At 45.1% G+C, this 22,615-nt stretch carries 29 protein-coding genes, 1 tRNA gene and 1 pseudogene; 19 read left to right on the forward strand and 12 right to left on the reverse strand.

From position 1 onward, the window contains the following. Positions 1-34: 34 nt before the first annotated feature. From GACE_RS06765 to GACE_RS06780, 4 genes are read left to right on the forward strand one after another with little or no spacing between them, the layout of a single operon-like run. Positions 35-271: a DUF736 family protein gene (locus tag GACE_RS06765; RefSeq protein WP_318249147.1), complete on the forward strand. Its 237-nt coding sequence runs from the start codon at positions 35-37 to the stop codon at positions 269-271. A 5-nt stretch (positions 272-276) separates the two neighbouring features. Further along, on the forward strand, positions 277-645 hold the full coding sequence (locus tag GACE_RS06770) for a hypothetical protein (RefSeq protein WP_048092208.1): 369 nt from the start codon (positions 277-279) through the stop codon (positions 643-645). Between the two features lie 50 nt (positions 646-695). Next, positions 696-1,031, forward strand: a complete 336-nt coding sequence (locus GACE_RS06775; protein WP_048092210.1) for a hypothetical protein — start codon at positions 696-698, stop codon at positions 1,029-1,031. Continuing rightward, positions 1,028-1,381: a hypothetical protein gene (locus GACE_RS06780; protein WP_048092212.1), complete on the forward strand. Its 354-nt coding sequence runs from the start codon at positions 1,028-1,030 to the stop codon at positions 1,379-1,381. Before GACE_RS06775 ends, GACE_RS06780 begins: the two co-directional genes overlap by 4 nt. A 407-nt stretch (positions 1,382-1,788) precedes the next feature. Here the strand turns inward: GACE_RS06780 and GACE_RS06785 are convergent, their stop codons facing one another. From GACE_RS06785 to GACE_RS06795, 3 genes are all read right to left on the reverse strand, one after another. Continuing rightward, on the reverse strand, positions 1,789-2,715 hold the full coding sequence (locus GACE_RS06785; RefSeq protein ID WP_048092213.1) for a hypothetical protein: 927 nt from the start codon (positions 2,713-2,715) through the stop codon (positions 1,789-1,791). Positions 2,716-3,397: 682 nt separating this feature from the next. Next, a tRNA-His gene (locus GACE_RS06790) sits at positions 3,398-3,469 on the reverse strand. 49 nt (positions 3,470-3,518) lie between these two features. After that, positions 3,519-4,373, reverse strand: coding sequence for a hypothetical protein (locus GACE_RS06795; RefSeq protein ID WP_048092215.1), 855 nt, complete (start codon positions 4,371-4,373; stop codon positions 3,519-3,521). A gap of 51 nt (positions 4,374-4,424) precedes the next feature. On the opposite strand from GACE_RS06795, the gene GACE_RS06800 reads away from it, so the two are divergent. From GACE_RS06800 to GACE_RS06840, 9 genes are read left to right on the forward strand one after another with little or no spacing between them, the layout of a single operon-like run. Further along, the gene (locus GACE_RS06800; RefSeq protein WP_048092217.1) at positions 4,425-4,793 is read left to right on the forward strand and encodes a CBS domain-containing protein; all 369 of its coding nucleotides are present in this window, start codon (positions 4,425-4,427) and stop codon (positions 4,791-4,793) included. 5 nt (positions 4,794-4,798) lie between these two features. After that, positions 4,799-5,020, forward strand: a complete 222-nt coding sequence (locus tag GACE_RS06805; protein WP_318249148.1) for a hypothetical protein — start codon at positions 4,799-4,801, stop codon at positions 5,018-5,020. Then, positions 5,020-5,616, forward strand: coding sequence for a tRNA (pseudouridine(54)-N(1))-methyltransferase TrmY (gene trmY / locus GACE_RS06810; protein WP_048092219.1), 597 nt, complete (start codon positions 5,020-5,022; stop codon positions 5,614-5,616). The genes GACE_RS06805 and trmY overlap by 1 nt, the downstream gene beginning before the upstream one ends. Further along, positions 5,600-6,721 (forward strand): tRNA pseudouridine(54/55) synthase Pus10, encoded by a 1,122-nt coding sequence (locus tag GACE_RS06815; RefSeq protein ID WP_048092221.1) that lies wholly within the window; start codon positions 5,600-5,602, stop codon positions 6,719-6,721. The genes trmY and GACE_RS06815 overlap by 17 nt, the downstream gene beginning before the upstream one ends. 23 nt (positions 6,722-6,744) lie before the next feature. Beyond that, positions 6,745-7,041, forward strand: coding sequence for a 50S ribosomal protein L21e (locus tag GACE_RS06820; protein WP_048092223.1), 297 nt, complete (start codon positions 6,745-6,747; stop codon positions 7,039-7,041). Position 7,042: 1 nt separating this feature from the next. Continuing rightward, positions 7,043-7,393 (forward strand): RNA polymerase Rpb4 family protein, encoded by a 351-nt coding sequence (locus tag GACE_RS06825; RefSeq protein WP_048092224.1) that lies wholly within the window; start codon positions 7,043-7,045, stop codon positions 7,391-7,393. A 44-nt stretch (positions 7,394-7,437) separates the two neighbouring features. Further along, entirely contained in the window at positions 7,438-8,004 is a 567-nt protein-coding gene (locus GACE_RS06830) for a DUF655 domain-containing protein (protein ID WP_048092226.1), read from the forward strand. Positions 8,005-8,011: 7 nt separating this feature from the next. Further along, positions 8,012-8,743 carry a 16S rRNA (adenine(1518)-N(6)/adenine(1519)-N(6))-dimethyltransferase RsmA gene (rsmA, locus tag GACE_RS06835; protein ID WP_048092228.1) on the forward strand — a complete coding sequence of 244 codons (732 nt, stop codon included), beginning with the start codon at positions 8,012-8,014 and terminating at the stop codon, positions 8,741-8,743. Beyond that, positions 8,685-9,266 carry a HemK2/MTQ2 family protein methyltransferase gene (locus GACE_RS06840; RefSeq protein WP_048092229.1) on the forward strand — a complete coding sequence of 194 codons (582 nt, stop codon included), beginning with the start codon at positions 8,685-8,687 and terminating at the stop codon, positions 9,264-9,266. The genes rsmA and GACE_RS06840 overlap by 59 nt, the downstream gene beginning before the upstream one ends. Here the strand turns inward: GACE_RS06840 and GACE_RS06845 are convergent. Genes GACE_RS06845 through GACE_RS06870 form a run of 6 tightly spaced genes read right to left on the reverse strand, consistent with a single transcriptional unit; the run spans position 9,252 to position 12,665 of the window. Next, on the reverse strand, positions 9,252-9,512 hold the full coding sequence (locus GACE_RS06845; RefSeq protein WP_048092231.1) for an RpoL/Rpb11 RNA polymerase subunit family protein: 261 nt from the start codon (positions 9,510-9,512) through the stop codon (positions 9,252-9,254). The genes GACE_RS06840 and GACE_RS06845 overlap by 15 nt on opposite strands. Before the next feature lie 3 nt (positions 9,513-9,515). Next, on the reverse strand, positions 9,516-10,052 hold the full coding sequence (locus tag GACE_RS06850) for an exosome complex RNA-binding protein Csl4 (protein ID WP_048092232.1): 537 nt from the start codon (positions 10,050-10,052) through the stop codon (positions 9,516-9,518). Then, positions 10,053-10,646, reverse strand: coding sequence for an METTL5 family protein (locus GACE_RS06855; RefSeq protein WP_048092233.1), 594 nt, complete (start codon positions 10,644-10,646; stop codon positions 10,053-10,055). A 22-nt stretch (positions 10,647-10,668) separates the two neighbouring features. Beyond that, positions 10,669-10,986: a 50S ribosomal protein P1 gene (gene rpl12p, locus GACE_RS06860; protein ID WP_048093751.1), complete on the reverse strand. Its 318-nt coding sequence runs from the start codon at positions 10,984-10,986 to the stop codon at positions 10,669-10,671. Between the two features lie 16 nt (positions 10,987-11,002). Continuing rightward, entirely contained in the window at positions 11,003-12,016 is a 1,014-nt protein-coding gene (locus GACE_RS06865; RefSeq protein ID WP_048092235.1) for a 50S ribosomal protein L10, read from the reverse strand. A gap of 1 nt (position 12,017) precedes the next feature. After that, complete coding sequence (locus GACE_RS06870; protein WP_048092237.1) at positions 12,018-12,665, reverse strand: 50S ribosomal protein L1; 648 nt, start codon at positions 12,663-12,665, stop codon at positions 12,018-12,020. A gap of 415 nt (positions 12,666-13,080) precedes the next feature. Between GACE_RS06870 and speD the strand changes: the two genes are divergently transcribed. Together speD and GACE_RS06880 are read left to right on the forward strand one after the other, a co-directional pair. Then, the gene (gene speD, locus GACE_RS06875) at positions 13,081-13,419 is read left to right on the forward strand and encodes an adenosylmethionine decarboxylase (protein WP_052400323.1); all 339 of its coding nucleotides are present in this window, start codon (positions 13,081-13,083) and stop codon (positions 13,417-13,419) included. Positions 13,420-13,462: 43 nt separating this feature from the next. Then, positions 13,463-14,488 carry a bis-aminopropyl spermidine synthase family protein gene (locus GACE_RS06880; protein ID WP_048092241.1) on the forward strand — a complete coding sequence of 342 codons (1,026 nt, stop codon included), beginning with the start codon at positions 13,463-13,465 and terminating at the stop codon, positions 14,486-14,488. An 18-nt stretch (positions 14,489-14,506) separates the two neighbouring features. On the opposite strand, the pseudogene GACE_RS12050 reads toward GACE_RS06880, so the two are convergent. Next, a pseudogene (locus GACE_RS12050) lies at positions 14,507-15,918 on the reverse strand (oligosaccharide flippase family protein). 123 nt (positions 15,919-16,041) lie between these two features. Here GACE_RS12050 and GACE_RS06890 point away from each other — a divergent pair. The 4 genes from GACE_RS06890 (at position 16,042) to GACE_RS06905 (ending at position 20,469) form a co-directional block, all read left to right on the forward strand. Further along, positions 16,042-18,576: an oligosaccharyl transferase, archaeosortase A system-associated gene (locus GACE_RS06890; protein ID WP_048092243.1), complete on the forward strand. Its 2,535-nt coding sequence runs from the start codon at positions 16,042-16,044 to the stop codon at positions 18,574-18,576. A gap of 130 nt (positions 18,577-18,706) precedes the next feature. Next, entirely contained in the window at positions 18,707-18,952 is a 246-nt protein-coding gene (locus tag GACE_RS06895; protein WP_318249150.1) for a hypothetical protein, read from the forward strand. Positions 18,953-19,001: 49 nt separating this feature from the next. Beyond that, a complete protein-coding gene (locus GACE_RS06900; protein ID WP_048092245.1) occupies positions 19,002-19,769 on the forward strand; it encodes a flavodoxin family protein in 768 nt (255 codons plus the stop codon). Next, entirely contained in the window at positions 19,759-20,469 is a 711-nt protein-coding gene (locus tag GACE_RS06905; RefSeq protein WP_048092247.1) for a hypothetical protein, read from the forward strand. Before GACE_RS06900 ends, GACE_RS06905 begins: the two co-directional genes overlap by 11 nt. Here GACE_RS06905 and GACE_RS06910 read toward each other — a convergent pair. Continuing rightward, on the reverse strand, positions 20,462-21,424 hold the full coding sequence (locus GACE_RS06910) for an NrpR regulatory domain-containing protein (protein ID WP_048092249.1): 963 nt from the start codon (positions 21,422-21,424) through the stop codon (positions 20,462-20,464). The genes GACE_RS06905 and GACE_RS06910 overlap by 8 nt on opposite strands. Continuing rightward, entirely contained in the window at positions 21,425-22,615 is a 1,191-nt protein-coding gene (locus GACE_RS06915) for a CaiB/BaiF CoA transferase family protein (protein WP_048092250.1), read from the reverse strand. It abuts the gene before it with no gap.

Here is a 22,615-nt window from a genome sequence, read left to right on the forward strand (position 1 = left end):
AGGGAAATTTTGGGCAGGTCTGGAGGTGGTTGTGTTGCCCCAGCATAAGCAGAACGCGGGCAAAAAGTACCTTGCAGGAATGGTGGATTTTGGAATACTTGGCAGGAGAGAGGCATACCTCTTCAAGAACGAAAAAAGAGAGAAAGACACTCAACCGGCCTTCAGACTGGTTATCAGGGAAGGAGACACATGGAAGGAAGTTGGCGCTTTCTGGGTCAGAGAGGTCAAGCAGAAAGAGCCTGAGGAGGAAGTTTTCGACATGACGGGGTGATTTAGATGGCAGAGCAGAAAAAAGACCACTGTATCGCTCACTTTGAAATGCGAGGAGAGAGTGAAGAAGGGTGCCGCATGATAATGAAATACTCAATGGCTTTTCGTGGAACAGAGCTCGGCATTTCACGGACTGGTGAGATGGTCGAATATAGGTTTGGCAAATTCCTGAGCGTAAAAATTCCAAGAGACAGATTATTGGAGGTTGCAGTGGACACTTTCACAATGATGCCTCTCAAACATAAGATGGAGTTCCTTAATCAGGCCTTTGAGATTCTCAATGACTCTTTGCTCACACCCGAGCTGGCCACATGGGATGAAGAGAACCCACAGATGGGAGAGTATGAAGCTAAAGAAGAGAAGATTCATGCCTGAGATCCCCTTGGGTGAAAACGGCAAAATCAGTAATCTGGAGGTAGGTAATATTGAAAGCCAGTAATTTTGAGAGATTTCAAACAAAAACTGAATTTTTTAAATTTGGAAGATTTTGGTGGAACGAAAGAAGACCAGAGAAGATTCTCGTGGATATTCCTTACACTCTGAAAAAACTTATTCGAGCAGGGGAGAGACTGAAAGTAACCATATATTTAAGAGATGCTACAATTGTTAAAAGCGTTTATGTGTGGAATCAAAAGACCATCCAGATTTACATTCCATCTGCATGGGATTTAAACGGGGATGAAGCTGTTGTGGCGAGATTTGAAGCCACTTCTGAAAGTACATTCAAGGTCCTAATCTTAATTGGGGAGATGGAATTATGACAAGAGCTGATGTAAATATGAAATACTGGAAACGGAAGCTTGTAATCGAATTTACTCCGCTAGTCCTCTTTTTAGTAATGAACAACCTTTATACCTTCAGATACTCAGACCTCACAGGATTATTCAATTACAGATACGTCCATAGATTCGTTTTGAAAGGGAAAGCTTTTGGAATTATCGAAAGAGTAGGTCAAAAAACCTATAGAATCTCTGAAAATTTCTTTGAGACTGTGGTAATCACTAGAAACGGATATTACGATGACAACGCAGAGAACATACTGATAAAAGGTGGTTGGACATTCATATTTAACCCAAAATCTGTGAAAAGTGAATATAATGAGGTTCTTTGACTTTCATAGGTCTGGCAAGAATACATATAAACACAAAACTGTGCATAGCCTCTAACTAAAAAACAATACCAAGTATGCTTATATTTGTGAAACTCAGGAAATTACGGGCCTCTACTCTTATTAGCCCCCTACAACGTTCAGTTTGTTCTACAGTGGTGAATTTTGTAGTCACCCCCCAAATTACTTTCTCGCCAAACGTCCCTTTTCCCGCTTATGCGGATGGAGTTTGGCGAGAGAGGCGCTTGATTTTATTAAAATAGCTCCTTTAAGATTGCTATTTAAAATGTGAGCTTAAAATACATTGAACAAGACAATCATTGCATGAGATCACACACCAAAACCTCAGCATGTTCCGAGGTGATAACTGGGAGTTAACGGGTGGAAGAGAGTGAGTTAAAGGGAGAGAGTTAATCCCCAGTGTGGGGGAGCATGGAAACCAGCTTCTCCAACTTAACCCCCGGTGGTACAAGGTTAACCTTTCCCCACTTCTCCATGTATTGCCGATAGATCTCGGACGGGAGTTTCCCATCATAGCTCTGAACGTCCAGACTGCCTGTATTGTGTGCCATGATGTAATCTCTCAGTCCAGGGTGGACCATCAGAACGTTGTTGCACATCTGCTCGAAGAACTTCCTGAAGTGGGATGGCTGAATCCTCATTCCTGTATGATGGGCTTTAATGTCCAAGTCGATCAGCACAATTCTAAGGGAGTTGTAGGGGAAGACTGGAACACTGTCCTTGGCATTAATGAGGTGTCTGAATTCGATCACAGGTTTAATCCATTCAACAACAACAGGGTGAAGAGGGACCCAGTGAGGGAAGGACTCTTTATCCTTCTCCTCAGGTATCCAGAGCATAGGAGGATTTCTTTTCAGTGCTTTTTCAAAATCCTCAAAGGTTAGCCTGTCAGTTGTGGACTGAGGCCTCTGTCCTGTGTAGGCCAAAAACAGGGTGTTTGCTATGTGCTTAATCCTGAAGTATGCATACTTCCAGGGTGGATCATAGGGAGATTTTGGAGTGTTGTAAATCCCTTTTATCACATTCTCCACATCAACAGGTCTGATGATGATTTTGTTCAGTTTCTTTGATTGTCTTTGCGGTCTGTCAAGGACTTCTTTTAGCTCTCTGAAGGTCAAATCACCAGTTTCCTTATAAAGATATTCAAGGAAAGCCCTAGTGTTGTCATAAAACTTTTTCTGGGACTCATACCCGAAATTACGCATATACCAGGACTGAAACCTAAGGAGGGATTCTCTTGTGATTTTTCCACCTGTATGTTCGAGAAGTTTCTTCAGCGTTTTCTCTATCCAGATCTTTGACCGCTCAGATTTCACCTTAGAGAACCTGAATTCAAGATATCTCTGTGCTACGGATTCTAAATCAGAAAAATAACCCCTTACGAGGCAGTGATCCCCGGTTCGAATCCGGGCGGACCCACTGTAATTTACTGCCGGAGGGTGATTAGCGAATTCTGAGGACTCCAAAAATTTCTTCTCCACGAAATCGGACAGATTTGGAAAGCATTGGCGGACGGCGCTGAGAAATTTTTGCTTATGGTTGCGGTCAACTTGGCTTTTTTGAGGTATCGGGAGCCATGAAATAATTCTATGTGTGTAAAATGTTAAACCTTTGTCTCAAAACATGAATTAAGTCAGTCACCTGTATTCCCCCTTTTCTCTACTTCAAAAGCACATAATCTTCCCCTTCAACGAAGGTCTTGGCCTGTAATCTCCAACCCTCTGCGGTAGATGTTACTGTGGCCTCAGGTTTGACAAAATCAGCCTTCCGTTCTCCTCAAAAATCTTCAGCTTGTCCGGAATTCCGGTCTTTTCTTGGGAGTTTGCCCATTTCCTTGAAAATCTCTTTTCGAATTTCAGATTTCGGACTGTCCCATAAAATCTACAGACCTGCAGCCATGACCTCCAATAACCTCAAATACGCTCGAGAAAGGAAAAAGCATACGCCCTCAGTCGACCAACCTAAAGATGCAATCAGGATAGGAACCGGAAGTGAAAGGGCCCGGACCGGGATTCGAACCCGGCTCCTGGGATCCACAGTCCCAGAGGATGACCACTACCCTATCCGGGCCATCCGCTGTATGCTGTCTGACATGCTCGGTATATATCTCTTTTTCTACTCAGATATCCATTTCATAAAGTTCCCTTCTTCTTGCTTCAAGCAGGTTCTCTCTCAAACCTGCAAACTCAGCGGCGGACAATACCTTCACCCCATAATCTCTGGCTTTATCAAAGACCTCAGACACGTTGTCTCTCCATTTCAGGTCTCTTGTGAGATGATGGTCAATCACAAGCACTTTCAGATTTCCCTGCATGAGTCTTTCCAGATTCTCAATGCTCCTGTTCAGGCTTTCATGCGAGTACCTGTAGCCGAGCATGTAGGTCATGGGACCATCCATTACGACAATTTCAGCATCCTTTTTGAGAAGCCAGTTTATCTGCTCTTCAAGACTTGCGCCCTCAACGTCGCTTGTGTGTACAAAGGTTCCTGACCCATCGTCTACGAAAACCATTGTTACATAACCGAGCTTTGAGTCAGTTCCGTGAGGCACAGCATTTGAGAATTCAATGATTGTGTTTCCCTCCACAATTCTGGCTCCATCCGAGGTACCAACACTGTTCCGATCAAGAAGAGACAGGAAGTATCTCGCTCTCCTCTTCTGGCTGAAATTTATATTCTTCTCAGGATGTTTTAAAAGTATTCGCCTTGTTTTCAGAATTTCCGGCTCCTTAGGGTTGTGATGGTCGTAATGGTAGTGGGTTACAGCAACAATGTCTGACTTTTCCACGTGGCTTTTTACTGTTTCCCACAGCACATCCATCTGCTGAATTTCTAAAGGATGCGGGGGCAGACCGTACCGTCTTGGACCCAGAGCAACTCCGGGATCAATCGTTATGGAGACATCCTTGGTTTCCACGAAAGTCGCCATGCTTCTGACACCCATCGAATCAAATGCCAGCGGAACAATCTTCACACATGAAATAGAAGGGGAAGAAATATATCTTTTTCACAGCAATTAACAATTATGAAAATTGGAGAATTCATGCAAAAGAATGTGGTGATGGTCGACGAAAAAACCAGGGTGCGTGAGGTGGCCAGAATCATGGGAGAAAAAAGGATAGGAAGCGTAATCGTTACAAAAGACGGTAAGCCGTACGGGATTTTTACGGAGCGTGATTTCTTTTCCAAGGCCGTGCTGAACGAGGGACTCGAAAATCCTGTATCAAACTTTGTGTCGTCCCCCCTCATAACGGTAAACCCGGAATACACCATTCACGAAGCCTCAAAAATAATGGCTGATATGAAGATAAGGCGACTGGTTGTTGCCGAAGGGGAAAAAATAGTCGGGATTTTCACCGCAAGCGACCTTGTAAGGGCAATTTCCGGCAGGTGATTGTGATGCTGAAGTGCAAAACATGCGGAAAGGAACTTAAAGAAAATGAAGAGGGCATAACCTGGAGAAAATGCAGCATATGCAAGGAACCCGTTTGTTTTGACGATATACACTACATAGGCACCTGGATGAGGGGCCTTTACAAGGATTACGTTACTGTAATTCCAGTATGCGAAGATGAGCTTCCCCGAAAAAGATTAAAAAAGGAACTCGAACAGAGGCTTTGATGGACAGAGTCTTTGTTCTGATCGCCAACAGGGCTGTAACTGCCCCGTTCAATCTCAACGACCTCCCCGGATCGGCAGGAAGAATGGACATAGTGTGCAGATTTATTTCTCAGTCCCTCTTTGTTTCCCACGGCATCAGAAAAAATGTGACCGCATACATCATTTTAAAGGGCCCACCAGACCCTGTAAAGAGCATTCGGGTGGAGGGTTCTCAGGTAAGGTATCTGGCTCCCGACGAAAGAAACATTGCGGGAATGATAAACAAAGCCCTTAAAACAGATGTCGGAGAAGGGTGGACAAGGGTGTCTCCCGGAATATTCATATCATCAAAAGGGCTTGACGATGTGCTGAAGGAGTTATCCGGCAGAAACATCTACTATCTCAAAGAAACCGGTAAGGACATTGAGAATGTGGAGGTAAGCAGACCCGTATTCGTAATTGGAGACCATCTCGGCGTTTCGGAAGAAGATGAAAAATCGATACTGGAAATATCAGAAGAAGTGATATCCCTGGAAGAAACAGCCTATCAGGCCGATCAGTGTGTAACCATCCTTAACTACATTCTGGACAGGAGGGAACATGATAGAGGTATGTGATCAATGCAAAAGAAGGATTGGCTTCGGCAGAGAGGGCAAATGCACGGTATGCTGCAACGCATTTGATCGGATCGAAAGCTTAGCCAGGAAAATCCTCAGTGAACTTGAAGAATATGAATTCGATACGTTTGATGCGGGTATCAGGCTCTATGGAAGTTCTAAAGCTATGCAGGACTTTCTAAGAGAAAAATTTGGAATAGAGGATACGCTGAAAGAACATTTCAGAACAGAATTTATAAGGAGATTCTCCGAAATTTCTGGCAGGAAAAGAAAGGTTGGCGGAGACATAAACATAATCGTGAATCTTGAAAATCTGAACTACAGCATAGAAATATCTCCAGTTTTTATTTATGGACGATACAAGAAACGGGTCAGATTCCTTTCCCAGACAAGATGGCTGTGCGGAGATTGTGGGGGCAAGGGCTGTGAAAGGTGCAACTACACCGGCAGAAAATACCTCAGCGTTGAAGATCTGATTATTCAACCTGCACTCGAGCTTTTTAAAGGGAAAAATGCATTTCTCCACGGATCAGGAAGAGAGGATGTCGACGCCAGAATGCTCGGAACTGGCAGACCATTCATTCTTGAAATAGAGGCTCCAAAAAAAAGAAAAGTCAATCTAAATGAGCTTGAAACTGCAATCAATGAAAATGCTGGCGGAAAAATCGAGGTGGAGTTTTTCTTCTACTCGGATAGAAAAGCCGTTGAGAGAATAAAGAAAGCAGCTTACTCGAAAACCTACAGAGCGATAATAAGTCTGGAGGAAGATGTGGATTCTGAACAGCTCGAGAAAGCGCTCAAAAAGCTGGAAGGGCATGAAATATCTCAGAGAACTCCCCAGAGGGTGGAACACAGAAGGGCTGATAAGGTCAGAAAAAGAAAAGTGTACTCCATCAGGCTCCTTCTGAAAAAAGGAAGGAAGGCTGTAGTAACAATTCATGCCGAAAGCGGACTGTACATTAAGGAGCTTATAAGCGGTGATGGAGGAAGGACAACTCCAAGCCTGAGCGAACTTCTTGGCATGGATTGCAGGGTCGAAAAACTTGATGTGTTATCAATAAATGGTGGGCTTGAGGACGGAAATCTTAAATACAATCCCGCATAGTCAGGCTGAGAGGGTGATTCGTCATGGGATATAGCAAATCACACGGGTTCAGATTCAAGTCGGGTAGGAAGCTCAGAAAAAGAGTTAGAGAGAGGGGCATTAAAATAAGAAAAGTGCTTCAGACGTTTGAAGTCGGCCAGACCGTCCACATTGACATCGAACCAGCATCACACAGAGGGATGCCCCACCCGAGATTTCAGGGAAGAACCGGAAAGATAGTTGGAATCAGGGGGAGAGCTTACCTCGTAGAAATAACGGACGGAGGTAAGAAAAAGGTCATCTTCGCACGGCCAGAACATCTGAAGCCTCAGGGGGCCTGAGATGACATTCAAAGAAGTTCTTGATTTTCAATATCTCACCTTGGCTGAAGCAAAGGAGAGACTCTCGGAAATAGTTGAGAAAAGGAAGGAAGTTGCTGAGCTCAGCTTTGAAACTCGAAAAACCCTCAACTATCTGAATGCCGTCACAAAACTTGATGCCGAAACCTCGAGAAAACTTGTTGAAGAACTTGAGAAACTTCCACATGTTTCGACCGAAATAGCGATAAAAATTGCAGATATCCTTCCAGACATTCCAGACGAAATTAGAGTTATTTACGCAAAAGAAAGAATAACTCTGACCCCCGAACAGATCCAGGAGATTCTTGATATAGTCGCCAAATATAAACATTGAGAAAAAATTATATACTTCTCTTTTTAAAATAAGGAGTGATTACCATGACAGCAGATAGAAAAAAGTTAGAGGATTATGCCTACGTGCTGGACTTCATGCCATACGGCCATCCTGACAGCAAGGCGCCCATCCACAAAAGGGAGCCTCTGGCCCAGGTAATAGGGGAAAATTACTTCACACTTCTGGAAGTTAGCATCAGACGGGATAAAAACCCGCTTATTGGAGACAAGGTGTATATAGGAAAAGAGGGAAGAGATGTCGTGAACAAAATAAAGAGAAGACTCAGATACGAGGACCTCACCCCTACAGCAAAATCCGAGCTGCCTTTCGTTCTGGAAAAGATTGTCAAAGAGCAGGAAAAGAGGTTTGTGGATTTCTTCAACAATGCCGGGCCGATTACCACCAGACTTCACCAGCTTGAGCTTCTGCCAGGCATAGGGAAAAAGCTGATGTGGAATATACTTGAAGAGAGGAAAAAAGAGCCTTTCAAAAGCTTCGAAGACCTTGCCAGCAGAGTGAAGGGACTGGCACATCCTGAAAAGACCATCGTTTCAAGAATAATAGACGAGCTTAAAGACCCCAGAATAAAATACAGACTTTTTACAGCATAAATTTTTTATGAAATTCTCCAAAAAGCTCGGTCAGCATATTCTGATAGACAGAGGAGTTGTTTCGAGAATTTCAAGATATGCAGACCTCAAACGAACAGATACAGTTCTCGAAATCGGTTGCGGAACAGGTATTCTAACAGAACAGCTTCTCAAACATGCTGGCAAGGTCTATGGGATAGAAAAAGACAGGAGATTCGTCAAACTTCTCGAGAACAAATTTCTGAATGAGATTAACGAGGGGAAGTTTGTACTGATTGAAGGAGACGCTCTCAAAGTTGAATGGCCTGAATTTAACAAATTCGTATCCAATATACCATATCAGATCTCCTCCGAGCTTACATTCAGACTGCTGAAAAGAAGATACGAACTTGCAGTGGTTATGTATCAAAAAGAATTTGCAGAGAGGCTCGTTGCAAGAAGCGGAAAAAAATACGGAAGGCTGAGCGTGGTTGCCCGGGCCTATGCCACCATAAAAATCCTTGAACACGTGAAGGCTGAAGCTTTCAGGCCCAGACCGAAGGTTGATTCTTCCATCGTCATCATAAAGCCCATCCCGGAAATAAACGTAAAAAACATGGAAAATTTCGAGAGACTTGTCAGAGAGGCATTTTCCAGCAGAAGAAAGAAGTTTGGAAAAATTGCAGAAAAACTCGGAATAGATATTCCGGAGGACCTGAAAAATGAGAGGCCTGAAAGAATTCCACCGGAAGTTTTCGCAAAACTGTCAGAACGTTTATGAACCGGCAGAGGATTCCGAGCTGCTTCTTGAGGCAGCTCTTGTCGAGATTAACGAAGACGATGTTGTGCTTGAAGTTGGTGGGGGGAGCGGGTATGTCTCGTACTTCCTGAAGGACAGATGCAGGTACCTGCTATCCACAGACCTCAATCCACACGCAGTAAAATGCATGAAGAAACTGGGAATAGAGAGCATCAGGACCTACCTCGCCAGAGGCATAAGGGCCAGATTTTCCCTCATCCTGTTCAATCCACCCTACCTGGAACTTGAGGAGTGGGAAAAAAAGGGAGACTGGCTTGAAATAGCAATTGATGGCGGGAAAAAGGGTACAGAAATATCTGAAAAGTTCCTCGAAGAGATTAGATACAACCTATCCGAAAACGGAAGGATAATACTCATATCATCATCCCACACACATGCCACTCTGGAGGATTATCTCGAGAGATCAGAATACATGTGGGAAATCATCAAAAGAAAGAAGCTGTTTTTTGAGGAACTCTATGCACTGAAATTAAAGCTGAGATAAAACCTCATCAATCTTCGAGATTATCCTCTGATTCGCTTCCTTGAGAACTTCAAGTGGGTCCTTTCCAGAGGTCCTTATCATCAGTTCGGCCTCATCCCTCAGGGGGTGAGTTATGTTGTATTTCGCAAGCACAACACCATCATCATTCACAAGCTCATGCTGAAGAAGATTCAGAAATGTGTGATCTTCACCCTTAACCATCAGCCTTACATAGTTCTCAGCCAGTTCCACGATCTTTACTTCCATCGTTCACCACTCTCCTTTGCCATAGTTTGCAGAAACTTTTCTTTTTTCGACATTACCACATTCCGGACATTTAAGTTTATCCTTCTCAACCTCAAGTCTTGAACCACATTTACTGCAGATTGCCCTCACCACTCCAAGGTCTTTTTCCTTTATGGAAAGCCTCAGGCTGTTGTCTATCACCCTTGCAACCACAATATCCCAGTATTTAACGGCATCATCCACGTTTTTCATGTAATCCTTGCTCATGTTGGAGATGTGAAGCAACGCCCTGTCATAATGCCTCAAAGCCCTCTCACTCCCTCTTTTCCTCGCAATTTCCACCATTGCAAAGCTGTTCCTCGTATCCACAACCCTGCCTATGACAACATCATCCTTTCCCAGCTCAGGTATCTCCTTCACAGTTTCCACGCTTATGGTCTTCTCTTCTATTCTGACTTTTCCGGCTGTTGCCGCGAAAAGCTTTCCATCCTCTTCATAAACACCTTTCCCAGGCATATACTCCTCCGCATATCCCAAGAAATCTCCTGGTAACACAAACATCTAAATCCTCTCCATTCTGAATACCTCTACGTTTATCAATTTATATGGTTTTTCATGAAACCAGTAAAGCCGCTTAAGGGGTATGCTGTATTTCCAGCAATGAGTGATGCCAAATCCATTATCTCCGGCATTTTTCTCCACGAATTTTTCAGACCCGGCTGAATGCACGGAGTACACAACTTCCCCGATCTCAAAAGCTTTTTCGAGAAAAATCCTGTCCGCATTTCTCCTCTGAATTCCAAACGGGGGATTCATGACCACTCCTGTTCGTTCTTTGATTTCAAGAAATCTGACATCCTGGTGAACAAAATCAACAAAGACTCCAGCTTTTTCACTGTTGGATCTTGCAAGAAGCAGAGCTTCCCTATCCTTGTCCACACCAAGAACCTCAAAACCTACAAGGGAAAAAGCAATGGAGAGTATCCCCGTCCCGCATCCGAGGTCAACAAACCTGCTCACATGAGAATCGAGCAGGTTGGCTGTGACCGCAAGCTCCGCTGCCAGGCCAGACGGCGTTGGATACTGTTCAAGCTGTATTTTTGGATTCCTGAAAACATCAAGTTTTTCAAGAATGATCGCAAGCTCCTTTTTCATAAAAAGAAGAAAAAATTGTTGTTCAGCCAAAGAGTGCCCCGAGTCCCTCGAGGGCTTCCTCTTCCTTGGCCTCTTCCTCTTCTTCCTCTTCCTTCTTCTCCTCTGCTTCTGCTGCTCCCTCGGCAGGAGCTGCAGCCGGTGCGGCTGCGACGGCAGGAGCAGCAAATGCGGCCTTGCTCACTGCCTCCTCAATGTCAACACCCTCAAGAGCAGCAACCAGTGCCTTAACTCTCGCCTCGTTGACCTCGATTCCAGCAGCTTCAAGCACTGCCTTTACATTCTCCTCTGTTATTTCCTTTCCAGCAGCATGTAGCAACAACGCAGCATACACATACTCCATTTTCATCACCTCTCAATTAACCGAATAACGCACCCAAACCTTCGAGAGCCTCCTCCTCTTTGGGCTCTTCTTCCTCCTCTTCCTCTTCTTCCTTCGCCTCTTCAACCTGCTCCGCAGCAGGTTGCTGAACGGCGACACTCAAACCGCTAAGCCTCTCCTTCAGATCTTCATCAAGAGCCTCATCACCCAGCAGATTTGCAACCGCAAGCATCTCTGAGTATGCCTTTGCAAGTATATCCGGCATGACTTCCTTCTCGAATACCGCGGCATTTATTGCAAGGTTCTTTGCGTCAAGGAATGCCTTCTGGATGAGTATCTCAGCCGTCTCCTCCGTAACGTATGCTGAATTAACTGCCAGATTGAGTGCCTTCCTTGCAGCCTCAATGAAGTCCTCAAAGACCTGCGCCTCATCAATTGCGAGATCCACAGGAGTGAAAACTATTCCATTCTCCATCAGAGCCTTTGTGTCAAGCCCTATTTTGATTGGCTTAACTTCAAGAAGGTTGAGTGCCCTTGCAACTTCAGGCTTAACAACCTCTCCAGCCTTGACAACTGTAACCGTGTTCTTCACGACAATCTTACCCTTCTCAATCGCTGCAGGAATTCCCGCAGCCTGAATTTCTCCGAGAATTGGGCCGGGAGGGAAATTGGTTGGTCCAGCTTCAACAACAACGTCAACAGGTGAAACCTGATTTGGCTTCAATGGTGACGGAGTTTTCGTATTTTCAAGCTTCTTGAAGAGCTTGAAGGGATTCAGCCTGGATGCAACGATAGCTACCTGATCCTCAATGTAATCTTCAAGCTTCTTGTAATCTCCGCCAAGAGACTCAAGAGCAAGCTTGAGCAGAGTGTTCTTCACAACCCTTATCGCGACCTCATCTCTGAGGTCCCTTCTCACACTCTGAAACTGAGAGGAGGGCACCCCCCTGAATCCCGCTATACCAACAACAGGGTATTCCCTGAAGAGCCTCTTAATTTCCTCAACAGCATCCACTTTCCATTGTGGAACCTTTCCCCTTACTGCGGACATTTCAGATCACCCTCACTGCAGGACCCATTGTTGTCTTAACATATACAGACTTAACAATCTGCTGTGCATTATCATATTTGTTCTCAACAACCTTAAGGATTTCCATCGCATTCTCAGCAATATCTGCAGCATCCATGTCTCTTGTCCCTATGGGCGCATGGAATGTGAGCTTGTCTCTCGTCCTTACCCTCACAGAATTTCTGAGCCTCTCGATAAGCGGCGTGGGGTCTGCTCCGGGAGGCAGTGGCTGAGGCATCTTACCCCTCGGACCGAGAACCTGACCGAGTTTCTTACCAATTTCAGGCATCAGAGGAGCCTCAGCTATGAAAAAATCCACCTTATTCGCAAGCTTTCTTGCTTCCCTCTTGTTCTTGGCAAGCTCGTCAATCTCTTCCGGAGAAACGAGCACATCAGCTCCAGCTTCCTTAGCTTTAAGCGCAGTTTCACCCCTCGCAAAAACACCAATCCTTCTCGGCTTTCCAAGACCTTTTGGCAGCAGCACAAGAGAGTCAAGTCTGTTTTCCGGTTTCTTCATGTCAAGATTTCTCAGATTCACTGCCATTTCCACGGTTTCTGTGAATTTCCTTGGCTTTGCACCATTTATTGCTTCTCCGATTTTCTCCTCAAGCAAACTTTTCTCAACCAGCATTTTATCACCCCGTAGTGCAGCGGCTTGCGCCTCCTACGGATTCCTCCGTAGACTATCAGCCTTGACTTTAAAAGTGGGTTTAAAATATTTTTGATGTCCCGATCCTGATATCTCTCAATATGCAATTATTCGTATGCACAGATATTAAGGCTGATTGATTGAAAAACAAAAAAACCGGAAATTTTTGGAATTAACCAGAAATGGCAAATAAATTCCTGAATAAACCTAAATTGGCCTATAATTTCCTTTTTGTTTTAGAAATGGAGTTTGATATTCCCCACATTTTGCGAAAACTTTAAAAATCAATTTGTATTACCAGCGATTCAATATTAGAATGGTCTGAAACTTCAAAAAATCCCGATTTCCAGTAGTTTAGAGGTGTTTACGATGCCAGAAATGGGAGAAGGTGATGAAGATGATCGTAGGCAAACATATAATTGCAGAATTGTATGGTGTAGCCGAGGAGTTGATATCCCATGAGGGCAGGGTAAGAGATATTGTCGAAAGTGTTGTTGAGGAGGCTGGGCTTACAAAAATCAGTTCTCATTACAAGCAATTTGAGCCATACGGCGTTACTGGTGTTGTGCTAATAGCCGAAAGCCACATTTCGATACACACCTGGCCCGAACACGGGCTTGTGAATCTCGACATTTTCACTTGTGGAGATACGAGAAAGACCGACAAAGCTTTTGAGCTGTTTTTGGAGAAGTTCAGACCTGAATCCTACAGACACTACGTCCTTGATCGTGGTTAGCACATAAAAAATTTTAAATAAATTTTCCGCCGAGAACCAAAACATGATGAGGAGAATACGGAATCAGATACTCCAGGCTCTTTCTTCAGGCCCTGTTTCCGTTTACAGGCTTATAGATATGCAGGACGCCAGCCTGCCAGAGTTTTTCCAGCTGATAGACGAACTTGTTGACGAGGGCATAATCCAGATTGAGAATGGAAATGTAATCCCGACAGAGAAGGCAAGGAGACTGATAAACGAACTCGGAGCAATAAACATTGATACAAGGTGTAAGAGCTGCGAAGGTACGGGATACGTGATATCCAAGGACTTTGAAGAGATTCTGAAAAAGTACAAGGAAATAGCAGAGAAACGACCCGAAACGGTCGAAGTTTTTGACCAGGGATTCATAAGCCCGGAAGGAGTCATAAGAAGGGTTGAATTCATCTATGAAAGAGGAGACCTCCTGAGGTCGAGGATTTTTGTCGTTGGCGATGATGACCTGCTCAGCATAGCAGCAGCCCTTACTGGAATGCCCGAAAAAATAAGCGTGATTGACGCAGATGAAAGGCTCATAGATTTCATAAACAGAACTGCCGACGAATACGGCCTCAGTGTAGAGGCAGAAACCTGCGATGTTCAGAATGAACTACCAGACAAGTTCAGAGGGAAATACGACGTGTTTGTTACCGATCCTGTCGAAACCATCCCCGGTCTGAAACTCTTTCTCAGCAGAGGGGTTTCGGCATTAAAGGGCGAGGGATGCTCCGGATACTTCGGAATAACAACCCTCGAAGCATCAAGGAAAAAGTGGTACGAGATTCAGAAAATGATCTACGATATGGGTTTCGTCATCACGGACCTGAGAAGGAAATTCAACGTATATCCTGATGAGGAAAAGAACTTTTTCAGATTTCAGGACAAGCTACCGGTCGTTCAAAAATTTGGAGCGAGAATTGACCACAACTTCTACACATCAACACTCTTCAGAATTGAGGCAGTTAAAAAACCTGAGCCACTTGTAAAGGGAAGAATGATAATAAACGAGGCCGTCTACAAGGATGACGAGAGCTGGATGACCCCCTACTGAAACCCGGCCAACATATTTTTATTTCTGCCGTCCGGCAACCACTTTTCGTAAATATTGCACATCCTCTTTTCCAATGCCCCTTACCAAAAACAGAATGCCGAAATACAGCATGGCTCCGCCAGCAACCTTCAAAACAGCATCCAAAAGTGATGTGAACTCCGTCAGACTGAGCATGAGAACCATAACCGCAGAAGAAATGAACGGCTTCACCAGATCCCTGTAATCAAAGAATATGCCGAGAAGTCTTCTGGATGCGACCGCCATCGCAACCCAGGTGATAGCATTCGATACCACCGTGGCAATGGCTGCACCCACAATCCCGTAAGCCAGAATGAAAAAATAATTCAGAACAACATTGATCAGCATGCCTGCAAACGATATATATACTGGGTATTCCGGCATCTCCTTGAAGTTGAAGAGAACCGCCCAGAAGCCGAGTGCTGAGCGGAATATCAATAAAGAAAGCACCATCATTGGCAGAGCAGCCTGAAGGTAATCAGGACCGTAAACAAACCTGATGACCTGCTTACTAAGAAGGGCAAGACCCGCCACTGCGGGGAAGGCTATGATCGAAGAAAAGCGAAACGCTCTGCTGAAAGCATTGTTCAAATCCCTTCCCTCGAGCTGAACAAAAACCGGAAAAAGAACCGCAGGAATGGAGACCAGACCGCTTACAGCCCCGATTATGTTGTAGGCTGCCCTGTAGAATCCAACATCTTCAGCAGGCAGGAATACACCGATCATTATCGAATCAATGTATGCATAAACGACCCATGTAACCGACCCAATGGTGAGATAACCCGTAAATCTCAAAACCTTGTTCCACCTGACTTTTTCAGCGTACCCTCGTATGAGAGAACCATAATTCCTGATGAGAAGATAAAGCAGTGAAAAACAGGATGCAAAACTCGCCAGAACGAAAGCAGAGACCGCCCCTAAAACCGAAAGGCCTGCCCCCACAAGAACGAAGATTGAAATCAGCCTTACGGCTTCATATACTATCGACCTGACCAAATTCGCTTTAAAATCGTTCAGTGAATTGAATATGCCGTTAAAATATCCTGAAAACGCCCAGAAAAAATATAGCCGGAAATTATTTTCAGTGGGGTGGAAAGGGCAGGTTTACCGAAAACCTTGATCGAAACAACATCCGAAAAAACAAACAACCCGGTGGAAACAGCAAGAGTTAAAGCAATCTTTAGCTTTCCAATACTATACACGTACCCTCTGAACAGCGCATAGTCCCCCTTCCCAACCGCATGGGCGCCATACCTGACGACGGTCGCATTTATTCCCAGATCGGTAAACGTGAGCAGGAAAAAGGCAACAGATATTGCAAGAGAATAAATTCCAAAAAGCTCCGGTTTCAGGGCTCTTGCAAGATAAATGGTAATCACAAGGCCGGAAATATTGCCCACAAGTACGGACATGCTGTTGTAAACTGAGTTCCTCAGAACTTTTCTGGCAAGCACAGTATCCGGGATTGTCTTATAGATTTAAAATATTAACCTCTCATGAAAAGCTTTTTATCCTGACCGAAAAACAAAAAGGCGATGACGGAAAAAATCGAAAAGTACTGGCATGTTCCATTCCTCGTCCTTGCAATTATCACAGGCCTTTACCTGAGAATTGTAAACCCCTGGAATGCCGTATTTGTATCATGGATGGAGGGGGCAAGACTGAGCGGAAATGATCCGTGGTACTACTTCAGGCTCGTTGACAACCTGATTCACAACTTCCCCAGCAGAATCTGGTTCGATGCGTTCACGTACTTCCCGCATGGGACACACACGCATTTCGGACCTTTTCTAACATACCTCAGCGCTTTCGTTGCCATGCTTTCTGGAGCCTCCACTCCTGCAGAAATCAGAACCGCAATAGCATTTATCCCGGCATTCGGGGGGGCTTTGCTTGCATTACCAGTTTACCTGCTGGTAAGGGAGATATTCGGGAGAAATGCAGGAGTTATTTCAGCATTCATCGTCGTACTGATACCTGGACAGCTGATGGCAAGGAGCGTTCTGAGCTTTAACGACCACCATATATGGGAGGTTTTCTGGCAGGTTTCGTCCCTCGGAGCATTTATTCTTGCATACAATAGATGGAAAGGAAAGAATTACAGAGAAAGCATCAGAGAACCCGGAATGCTGAAGTATCCTGTTTTCGCCGGTGTGTGTATTGGTCTGTACCTCCTGGCATGGGGACCTGGATTCATCTCCGCCCTGCTGATACTCACATTCATTTTTGCCGCATACCTTCTGAAGGATTTTCTCAGGATTGACACATCCAGCCTTTCAGCAGTTGCGATGATTTCGTTCGGTGTTGCTGCGATAATCTACCTGCCATTTGCATTCAAAGCACCTGGTTTCAGTACTACATTCTACACGGTGTTCCAGCTTATAATTCTCGCAGGTGCCGCAGTCATAGCAGCAGTATTCCATGTAATCGAGAGAATCACCAGCCGGTGGGCCGATGCAAAGGGAGTCGATAACAGATACATGTTTCCGGCAGCCATTCTCACCCTCTCAGCAATCCTTGCATTAATCATCTTCGCAGTCGCTCCCGACTTTGCAAGAAACATCAAGCAGATAATTGGAGTTGTCCAGCCCAAAGGCGGTGCCTTAACCATAGCAGAAGTCCAGCCGTTCTTCAGTCTCGGAGGGAAATTCAGCTTTGAGCCAGCATGGCAGAACTTCAGCATTACATTCTTCTTTGCCATTCCCGCAATGTTCTACTATGCATTCAGAGCATTCAGGGACAAAAGCGAAAGATATCTGTACATATCCATCTGGGCATTTGCGATGCTCATAGCCCTTACTGGACAGAACCGCTTCGCCTACTACTTTGGAGTTGTTTCAGCAGTGTTTGCATCTGCAATCGTGAGTGAGATTCTTGGCAGAGTGAGATTCTACGAATACCTCGAAGCAGCAATAAGCAATAACCAGAAGAAAATGAAAAAAATCGGCGTCAAGGCTGTGATTGCCGGTGTGCTTCTGCTTCTCGTACTCATATATCCAACATTTTCCCAGGCCAACTTCTACAGCAAGTGGTCTGCAGGGGGAATAAACAAGCAGTGGTACGATACGCTTGAGTGGATGAAAGAAAACACTCCCGGCAAAGAAGTTTACGACGAATTTTACTACCAGCTTTACAAACCACCGGAGAGTTCCGGGGAAAGATATCCATACTACCCGGACGGGGTTTACAGCATAATAAGCTGGTGGGATTACGGCCACTGGATCACGGCAATTGCACACCGCATTCCCGTTGCCAATCCATTCCAGCAGGGCATAGGCAATAAATACAACGATGTGCCCGGAGCTGCTCCGTTCTTCACGGCGTTCAATGAGAGCTACGCGGACAGGATTGCCGAAAAACTGGGTGTAAAGTACGTTGTCAGCGATGTGGAGATGGCTACAGGCAAATTCTACGCGATGGCAGTGTGGGCAGAGGGCGAGCTTGGTAAAGCCGAGAGAACATACTATGCCGGTGGAGGGATAGTGTATGTTGATGCCAACGGAAATCTCGGACTCTCGCTTACTGGGCAGATACCTGCAGGAGGGAGAGTCATCACCCATGTGAGCATTCCCCGTGAAGATTACTACAGAACCATGGAGGCAAAGTTCCATATATTCGATGGAAGCGGTCTGAAGCACTACAGAATGGTTTACGAGAGTGGTTTCAGCACGAACACGCTGTCCGGGCTCAATGAACTCGTGTACAAGAACATTTACAATTCGATGTATGCAAACAAATTCGATTACGGCAGGATTCCGACAGCATACTCGGGTTACGTCAAGGTTTTCGAGTTTGTTGAGGGTGCAAAAGTTACGGGCAAGGCCAGTGGAGATTTTGTCATTGCAAAGGTCACCGTTAAAACAAATCAGGGCAGAACCTTCGACTACATTCAGAAGGTGCCTGTTGTAAATGGAGAATACGAGCTTGTACTGCCGTATGCCCAGGATACCAACTACCCGGTCAAACCGGTAACGGCATACACAATTGAGAGCGGTGGAGTAGTGAAGACACTTGAACTTACTGAAAATCAAGTAGAGAACGGAGAATCTATTGTTCTGGACCTTGTTTAACAGTTTTTCAAAAATTTTTATTTTGAATTTATCCATCAGGGTGTGAATAAAACCCGGGGATAGTCCTCCAGACCGTGAATCGGATTGACACAGGGAAAAATTTATATTTTTGCCCGGAAGGGTGATTGCAATGAAGCTCATAGCATGTCCGTCCTGCGGAGAAGAAATCGAAATCAGGGACCTATTCGAGGGTGTTGAAATCGAGTGCGATCTCTGCGGTGCAGTTTTACTGTACGAAAACGGAAAGTTCATACTCCTCGACACAAATGAAGAGTTCGAACCCGAAGACCTTGAAAAAGAGTACGAAGACGAGAGCAATTTTGACGACGAAGAGGAGTTTGAGGACGACGAGTATTTTGGAGACTTTGAAGAATAGAACAATAAATAGAAATACTTATTAAATTTAATTACCGAGCGAAATAACGATGAAAATTCTTGCGCTTACGGGAACCAAAAGGAAGGGCAACAGCATTCTCGCTGCAAGGTATATCGCGAAAAAGCTTGATGCTGAGCTTGATATCCTGAACGTTACTGAACTCAACATTGAGCCATGCAAGGCCTGCTATGCCTGCCTGTTCGGCCAGGAGTGCATGATAGAGGACGACGTTAACCTCGTATTAAACAGGCTTTTAGATGCAGATTTTGTCCTGATATCGTCTGCAATTTACTGGCTTGACGCAACCGGGATGATGAAAGCCCTTCTGGACAGAATGTTCATGGCACTCCCGTACATGAAAGAGCTGAGCAAGAAAAAGGGAGCCGCGATCTACTTCTACGGCTTTGAAGAGCTCAGGGGATGGGGTGCCAACACGTACAACATTCTGCTGAGAGTTCTGGGCATAGAGCCTCTTGCCATTCTGCCCATCCACGCCGCTCTGCCCGGAGAGACACTCACAGAGGAAAACGTGAAAAAACTCGACCTGCTTGTGGAGGCAATTCAGAAAGACGAAAGACTGACGTTGGATGGACAGTGCCCTGTCTGCCTTTCGGAGGTTTTCAGGGTTAAAGAAGGCAATCTGGAATGCACAGTGTGCAGATCAAAGCTGACAGAGGACCTTCAGGTCGTGGAGACAGGAGGTGTTTTATCATACGACTGGATGGTAGAGCACTACGGCGTGCTTAGAGGGTTCAAGGAAAAATTTATTGAACAGAGAGAGTCACTTGCAAGGTTAAGGGAGAAGTATGGAGTTTGAAGAAGAGATACGGGAGATATTCGACGAGGATTTTGTAAAAAGGGCTGTAAAACTGAAAAAAACCGGAAACATCTTCAATCCCGTATTCTACATACTGTTTACAAGGCTTGTTGAAATGTCAAGCCTGATAAACGACATCGTTCTCCCCAACAGAGCTGAGATAGAAGAGATGTTCAGAACGAGGGTTGAGTTTCTACAGCTCGACATGAAAACGATAAACGAGGTTCTGAGGAGGGTGTGGATTTTCGAAATCAAACGGGATGAGGAGTACAAATTCAGCAAGGGAATTGAGGACCTGATGTATATTGTTTACAGAATGAAAGACATACAGAAAAAAATCGATGATGTTCTGCTGAAGCACGTTTCAAAATGGAAAAAAGAGGACATACTGGAGCTTTACTTCATTCTCGTCAAAGTTCTGCTTGAACTCGAGGAGAGGACTGTAGACATAGCTTCAAAAGAGGCAAGAACTGCCTGGCTAACCTGGCTTATGGAGAATATGGGTATAAATGGAAACAGAGTTTCAGAAGTGTATGAATACCTGAGCAAAACGAGGAACCCTCTTGCAGTAATAAGGCTGGCTGAAAGCGGAGATTACAGCGAGATACAGGACTTCGAAGCGCTCCTGAAGGACCTCGATGAGTCCACAAGGAACATACTGCTTAACGGAATGAAGGTAGTATTCAGAGACATTACCTGAATGCCCTCTCAGGGTCAGCAAATTCCCTGATGTCAACCAGAATATCATTTACCATCAATTCGCCAGGTATGCCATTTTCAAACAGCGGTGCAAGATAATTCAGACCAGCGAGGATGGTCATGCTGGCTTTCATGCCGAAAAAGGGAAAACCGTTTTTGTCCTCAGATAGCTCAACCACACCCCGGATATCCTTGGACTCAGCCATTTCGATTTCCATTCTGGCAATATCCACTGCGTGCTTGCTGAAACTTCTGATGGCAACAATGAGATAGCCCTCTCCATCGAGAGCATCCCATACCCTTGTCATGCCTGCCCTCAGAAAAAGCCATCCGGGGCTCAGCGTTGTTCCCCTGTAGCTGATGATCTCACTGACGCCTCTCGACCCATCCTTCCAGTAGAGCAATCCGGCAAATTCCGGGTACAGATTGATGCCTGCATTTCTCATTATTACATCGAAAAGAGTGTTTGAAATCACCACAAGAGCAAAATTCCCCTCCGGAACTTCATATTCTCCGAGGGTCTCCCCCTCATCCCGCAAAACGATAAGGTTCGAGATCAGGAAAGGAGCTTCAGCCATTTTCAGAATTATCTCCCTTGTATTTTCATACCACTTTTTGTCGATCACCGCAATATCGGTTGGCACAGTTCCCCTCATTTCAAGCAGGTTAAAGGTGCAGTTATAAACATTGAACTCTATTTTCTCAGAAAACTCTCCCAGCCTGCCAAATACATTGTGTCTCTTCAGAGCCTCAATACCTTTTTCGGTTATCGAAGCTCCCCGGTCATGCTTTCTAACGAGACCATCTCTGGCAAGCTTTTCAATATGGTATCGTATTGTCCGGGCATCATGATGGATTCCCTTTGCCTTCAAAGCCTCGGCTATCTTGTATGAGCTTGCAATTCCACTTTCAGAAAGAATCTCAAGAATTAAAAAATGAATTCTGTTGAGTGTCATTTACACCGTTCCACTTTCTCTCAGCCTGGCAATGTCCTCACTATCATAACCGAGCCTCCTCAGAATTTCCTCAGTGTGCTCTCCAAGCTTCGGAGGTCTGCTCACATCAATTTCAAACCCTGAAAACTTCACGGGATTGTTGAAGAGCTTTATCTTCCCGAGCCCGGGGTACTCCACATCCACTATCACATTCCTCTCTCTTGTCTGGGGATGATTCACGACCTCCTCAATCGTATTCACCGCACCACATGGCACCCCCGCCTCGAGCAGTATTTCAATCCACTCATCCCTGCTTTTTTCCTTAAGCTTTTCAACAATTATCTTCTCCAGTTCCTCTCTGTGCCTCAGCCGGTCCTGATTCGTCCTGAACCTTGGATCATCCATTATGTGTTCAAGCCCCACAGCCCTGCAAAATGCCTGCCAGTGCCACTCCGTTGCAACAACTATATTAACGAGTCTGCCATCTCCAGCAGGATACGGCTCGTAAGGCGTTGCAAGGAAGTACTTTGAACCCATTCTAAGCTCCTCATCCTTCATACCCTCCACAAGCACCATGTTCATCAGATTCATCATCAACGTTACGGCACAGTCGAAAAGGGAGACATCAATTTCCATCCCCTTTCCTGTTTTTTCCCGATGATAGAGGGCAGCGAGAACTGCGTAAACACCATACATGGCGGCCAGCAGGTCAGTTATGGGAACGTTAACTTTGGATGGGTTGTCCCGTGTCCCGGTATAGCTGATTATCCCCGTTTCTCCCTGAAGAACCTGATCAAATGCAGGTCGATCCTTATAAGGCCCTGTCTGACCGAATCCCGAAACGTGCAGGTAGATTATATCTGGATTCACCTTCTTAATGCTTTCGTAATCCACGCCCAGCCTTTTCACTACCCCTGGAACAAAGTTCTCTATGATTACGTCGGCTTCTTCAGCAAGCTTCATGAAAATCTCTCTGCCCGCATCCTTTTTCAAGTCAAGCGTCATGGACTTCTTGTTCCTGTTGGTTACCGCAAAATAAAAGCTGAGATCCCCACGTATCGGAATCCAGTGCCTTGCCAAGTCCCCCACCTTTGGCCTCTCAATGTGAATTACCTCTGCTCCAAGATCTGCCAGAAGCGTGCCGATATACGGTCCAGCAACAGCCTGCCCAAGCTCAAGCACCTTTATACCTTCAAGCGGAAATCCGGACAT

This window comes from Geoglobus acetivorans (assembly GCF_000789255.1).
GTDB classification, from domain to species: domain Archaea; phylum Halobacteriota; class Archaeoglobi; order Archaeoglobales; family Archaeoglobaceae; genus Geoglobus; species Geoglobus acetivorans_B.